The sequence below is a fragment of the Sediminispirochaeta bajacaliforniensis DSM 16054 genome (assembly GCF_000378205.1).
In the GTDB taxonomy this organism is placed as follows: Bacteria; Spirochaetota; Spirochaetia; order DSM-16054; family Sediminispirochaetaceae; genus Sediminispirochaeta; species Sediminispirochaeta bajacaliforniensis.
On record NZ_KB899454.1, the window covers coordinates 1 to 5,730 of the forward strand.

The window sequence follows — 5,730 nt, forward strand, 5'->3', positions numbered from 1 at the left end:
TTTCATCGACTGGTATAATTATCACCATCTGCATTCAGCGCTCGGATACATCACCCCCAATGAGAAAAGAACCGGCAAGGATTCCGAGCTGTTCAAGCGGAGAAACGCCACGATGGAAGCTGCTCGAAACTCTCATGCTGAACGATGGGGAAAGCGATCCGTCAGGAAGTGGACGCCATCTAATGTGGTGGTTCTGAATCCTGGTAAAAACTATGAAGGACAATCCTCTACCGAAGGTAAAAAATCTTCACAAAATATTTCAAAGAGCGCGTAATCTATGTTGACATAAAGCGCTATTATACGGAATTTTTCAAAAAGCAATTACTAATTACAATTTTTTCATAGATAAATTCTTTAAATACCGACTTGAGGATATTGAGGATTTATATATTTTACCAATTGGATTTAAACGACCAGCTTCGCCAATAGACTATATTACGGAAGAATCAGCATTAGATAAAGTAAATCCCCAATTAAAGAGTTTATTATTGAATATAATGGACAAAACAAAAGAATTAAATTCGCAAAATATACAAGAAACGATCTTAGTTCCTTTCTCAATTTTATACAAAAATGAAAAACGACTAAAAAATGCAGATATAGTGGCTGCAATTACTGGAAATAAAGACGTGAATATAAAAATTATTGAAGAAATTCAATTAACAGATAAAGAAGATGTTCGAAAGGTAAAAATTGATGAAGAATCTTTATTCGACACAATCTATACTGAGACCTATGCAGATGTAGTTACATATTGCAAAACGCATATTGATGGATGGAAACAAAATAAATGTTTTCATAAACATATGCGTGAAATCAAGAAAATAGATGAGTTACACAAGGCCAGATTCTTAGACCCAAATAATGAGCGATCAAGCAAGAAAGATTTTTACAGTAAATCAGTGTATCGAAAATTGAGAGAACTTTATGACAATTAAAATATAACAAAGTTTTGCAGCTGACAATTTTTTGTCACGACAGCTGCTTACGCACCTGTCGCGCCAACCCTACGGGACAAAATTGCAGCTGAAAACGATGTTCTACTGATTCAAGTATAAATAATGGAGGAATATTATTAGTTTACCTTCAAGAAATGCATTCTTTGGTTACTCTTATCAGAAATATATAACATTTCTCATGCTAGTAAAGATGGATATCGAAAGAACAATTGAAAGCATAGAGATAGAATATGATACTGATAGTAATTTCGATGATCTCTATATAAGATCCGGATCAAAATCATTTTATTGCCCGATGAAAGATTTTGATTCAATTGAATTATCGGATTTAGCTATAAATCCTAATTCTATAAATATTAAAAACAGAACACATAAGCTCTCTAATGATGTGAATATTATTTTTTTTAAGTCAATCAATATTGTGCCAAATACAGAAATATTGGGTATCGAGGCATACTTATTGGAAAAAGTTTACTTAATTTCTTTATCAAGAGAAGAGTCACTAGTTAAAATTGAAAACTTTTATAGTCAAGATATAAAGAGAGATTTGCGAATTCAACAATTCTTTGAGAATTGCATGGATCAAAGGAAGCGGGTTATTAATAATCATGACTTACCTATAATTGATATTTTTGATAAAGAACTTTATGAGCCAACTGTTAATGTAGGAGAGATTCCAAGTTTAGATTCAAATGAATTGTTAATTATTGGTAAACCAGGAATAGGGAAAAGTCATTTAGTAAATGTAATAAAAGAGCAATTCAGCCATGTTCTTCTTTACCGATTTTGGATTTCGAATCAAGACAAAGATTATGAGAACAGATTAAAGTATCATTGTTTTATTTATGATTTAGGAAAGGAACTATTTAATGATCAAATCCAAAGAAATGAAGATGAAATTATTGAGGAAATTAATAGACAAAATAGAATAGTAATTATTGATGGGCTAGATCATGTAGAAAACTATAATTCAGATGATTTAGAAAAGTTTATCAGATTCTTCAACAAGTTAAAGAAAAAAAATAAAATCATCATATTATCAAGACCATTGAAGATCAATTTGGATTACTACTCAATATCAATGACAACGTGGAGTGAAGACCAATCATACAAAGTATTATCAGAATTATATCATATTTCAGACTATTCAATAATGAGAAGAATACATACGATATCGAAAGGGTATCCTTTAATACTTAGGTATATTTCATCTCATTTTCTAAAAACAAAAGAAATCCCAGAACTAGGCTCTTTGGATGATCTAGATGATTACTATTCAGAAATAATTAAGAGATTAGATTCAAAAAATGTTTTAACTATATTTCTTACAAATCATTCTTTTTTTATGAAATCTGAGCTTATTGAAATATTACAAGAAGAATTTGCTCAGATACTATTGGATATTGTAGATGTACATCCATACTTATTTGATATCAACTTAAATAGAATATCGTTGTTCCATGATAGTTTTATATCATTCTTAAGAAAGGATAATAATTTTCTAGAAAGTAAACAAATACAGGTCAATGAGTATGTAAAAGCATCAATACTTTCTAAGGATGTAAAGTTTTTATCAAGGTTTGCTTTTTTTAAATTTAATCTTGAAGACATTAAGGAAATATTAAAAAAATATTGCTCGTTGCAAGTACTTAAAGAATTATTAACTTTAACATTTGATTTCGAATCAATCCGAGATTTTTATAGGCAGTTAAGAGATGCACTTTTATTAATTAATGCCAAAGATTTAGAGATTATTGAATATTACAATCTATCCATTATTGAGAATATAATTGAAAGAGATCATCTATCTTCAATTTTCAGTTTTTACTATATTTTTGTGAAAGCGATTCTTGCTGAAGGGTTTTCAGAAAAAAATATTACGAGCTCAGGTTATCTTTTTGGGATGTTTTTATACTTAAGAAAAAATGACCCACAGTTTTTATATAAAGTTACTAATGATAATCATTTTAGCACAGATCGATTTTATGATGAATTAGATAATGCAGTTCAAGAAGAAGATCAATTTTTCTATTTCTATAAAGAAAGAGAATTTGTCTGTACAGAAGAAGAATATCTTGAATTAGTTAAAGATAAAAAAGAATATGAACTTCATGAGATACTAACCCATTTCTTAACCCGTATTTATTTTTTTGATGTTGATGGATATCATTTGAATAAGTTGAAAGAGATTATAAATCTTTATGTCTCAGGAAATGAAATAGAGGCTGAATATCAATTATATTCATTATTTAGGAATATAAATTTTACGCAGTTTTGGATGAAGCGGATTCTTTCAGATGCAAGAGAAAAGATAGCTGCATTAGGTGCAATTTTTCCCAATAATGAATATGTTTATATGGATTTAAAATCTATTATTTTTGATTATAATCATTTGGGATCTTTTTTCTTATGGCCGAAAATCCAGAATAAATTAAGACTAGATTTATATAATGAAGAAGCAACATGTATAACGGATATTGGATTGTTTCTTCCTATGTATTTTAATAGAAAGGATTACACTGTCATTGAAATAAGTACTGCCCTTACCGTATTCGAAAAATATGACTTTCTAGACAGTAAAAAGTCATGTAGCATTATTAAGCATATTCAACGTATGTCTGAAAAAGGAATTCGTACCATATTTAATGATTATATTATTGAACATGATCCATCTATACTTTTAATGATAGACCAAAATTTTAATATCGAGGAGTTGCAAATTTATTGGTTTGATCTACCAAAGGAGTATATCAATGTCTTCACTGACAAGATATTTAATTATGCTTTTTATAACTTAAGAAGATATAATTCCCATTCGAAAGAAATAAATATCAGCGATATTGAAAATTTGATAGATTCCACTCGGTGGAATGAGGCAAAAGAAATATTAGAATATCTCAAATTTAGTATTGTTATCCCTTCAGGTAATAAGTTTTATTTAGAAACTCTCCACTATGATATGTCGCTAATAAAAGAAACGCATAGTGAAAAAAAAGAGGAAGATACGAATGAAGGAGATTTTACTCGAAAAGGCTACATATCAAAGGATGATATTGAGACTCTTAAAGATAGAGGATTAAGCCCAGCAGAGGTTGCAAGTTATCCTGACGGTTGGCATAGTATGCTATCTGATTTATCAATTTATGATTTTTATGAAAATGATATGGTAAATAGAGATATGAAGGAAATCATATATAATGCGATTACTGGTAATATTCGTTCAATTAGTATGTTTGGAAATTTATATCATTTATTGGGAAATGTACCAGCCTTGCTAGAGAAATACTGCAGTGGTGAAGGAATACAGTTATTATATTCATCATTTATTGATTTTTTAGAAATATCTTTTCTAAACGATTTTGGTACAAGAAAACAGTAGAACAAGCAAATGCAACTGACCTGGCTAATGTCACAGAATCTGCTTATGCACATTCTGCGCCAAAATACGCCAGGCAGCTGATTTGGGCGTTATCTTTAACAAAAGGGGAAAGTAGAAAAAAATATGTCTGATTTAAGTAATAAGGAAAAACGATATTTCGAAATGTTATTTGATATGGGATCAGGCTATGTATTAGATTTCTCGAATAGAACATTTGAAGAGTTCTTCATAGATGAACTAAACGTTGAAATATACAATGAAAAGTATAACTATTACTCAGGATCGAAAGCGAATAGACTACGTGGCTATTGGTCAGAAGAAAGTAACTATAATGTTGGTCGTGCTCTAAATGCTTTGTTAGATCATTATAAGTTTCTTACTGAGACATCGGATTTCTATAAAGATCAATGGAATGAAGAAGTATTTAACAGATGCAGGGGAGTTGTTGAAAGACTTCTATCTGATACTCCTGTTGAGGATATACAAGTATTTGAGCGAATTACAGGTGACGAGGATTTCGATAAGCTTTCATCTATTATTAAGGAATGTATTGAAAGAAATGAACCTGAAACAGGATTAGATCGTCTACATACTTTTACAGTCAAGTATATACGTAAATTATGTGAGAAACACAAAATAGATTTTGATAGAGAAAAACCTCTTCATAACCATTTTGGAAAATATGTGAAGCATATTGTTGAATCAGGCAAAATCCAATCTAAAATGACAGAAAGAATATTGAAAAGTTCAATATCATTATTAGATGCTTTCAATGATGTACGAAATAATAAGAGTTTCGCACACGATAATGATTTACTTGGATATAGTGAAAGCCTATTGATATTTAGAAATGTTGCTAGTTCAATAAAATTTATCGAATATATAGAAGGTGAAAGTGACGGCAAGGCAGAGGATGAAGAAGCTATGGATTGGGATGATTTTTAAGAAAATGTTGTAAAGATAACCAGCAATTGGAGCAGACGTGGCTATTGTCATGGTTTGTGCTACTGGTTCCAGGAGTAGGGTAGACTTTAAGAAGGTGATGCGAGCGAAATTGGTGATATACTGTTGGTTGGGCGGCAGCACAAACGCATGCCAACTTAACGCCACGCAGCTCAATTGGATGTTATCTATATTCCGGTATGACCCGGCAGCATTATTTACAGTTATCTAAAGTAGCGGTTTACAATTATGGCATAGAGATCTTGAAAGGGGGTTCCTATGCCGTTCATGGAGATGACCGTTGTGGACCATAGAAAAGAGTTCATTCTGCACTGGAAAACCGAACAGCAAAGCTTCAGCTCGCTGTGTAACGATTTCGGGATAAGTCGGCCGACTGGGTATAAGTGGGTTGAAAGGTACAAATCTGGCGGGATGAAAAACCTCCAAGAT

At 31.0% G+C, this 5,730-nt stretch carries 4 protein-coding genes and 1 pseudogene; all 5 read left to right on the forward strand.

Annotation, left to right across the window (positions count from 1 at the left end):
* Nucleotides 1–274: pseudogene (locus F459_RS24220) on the forward strand (hypothetical protein); the annotation flags it as partial.
* 223 nt (nt 275–497) lie between these two features.
* Entirely contained in the window at nt 498–938 is a 441-nt protein-coding gene (locus tag F459_RS0121610) for a hypothetical protein (RefSeq protein WP_020614729.1), read from the forward strand.
* A gap of 211 nt (nt 939–1,149) precedes the next feature.
* Nucleotides 1,150–4,338, forward strand: a complete 3,189-nt coding sequence (locus tag F459_RS0121615; RefSeq protein ID WP_154651772.1) for an NACHT domain-containing protein — start codon at nt 1,150–1,152, stop codon at nt 4,336–4,338.
* A gap of 123 nt (nt 4,339–4,461) precedes the next feature.
* Entirely contained in the window at nt 4,462–5,283 is an 822-nt protein-coding gene (locus F459_RS0121620; RefSeq protein WP_020614731.1) for an abortive infection family protein, read from the forward strand.
* Between the two features lie 291 nt (nt 5,284–5,574).
* Nucleotides 5,575–5,730, forward strand: a 156-nt coding sequence (locus F459_RS24600; protein WP_281167943.1) for a helix-turn-helix domain-containing protein, incomplete at its 3' end; no start/stop codon positions are given.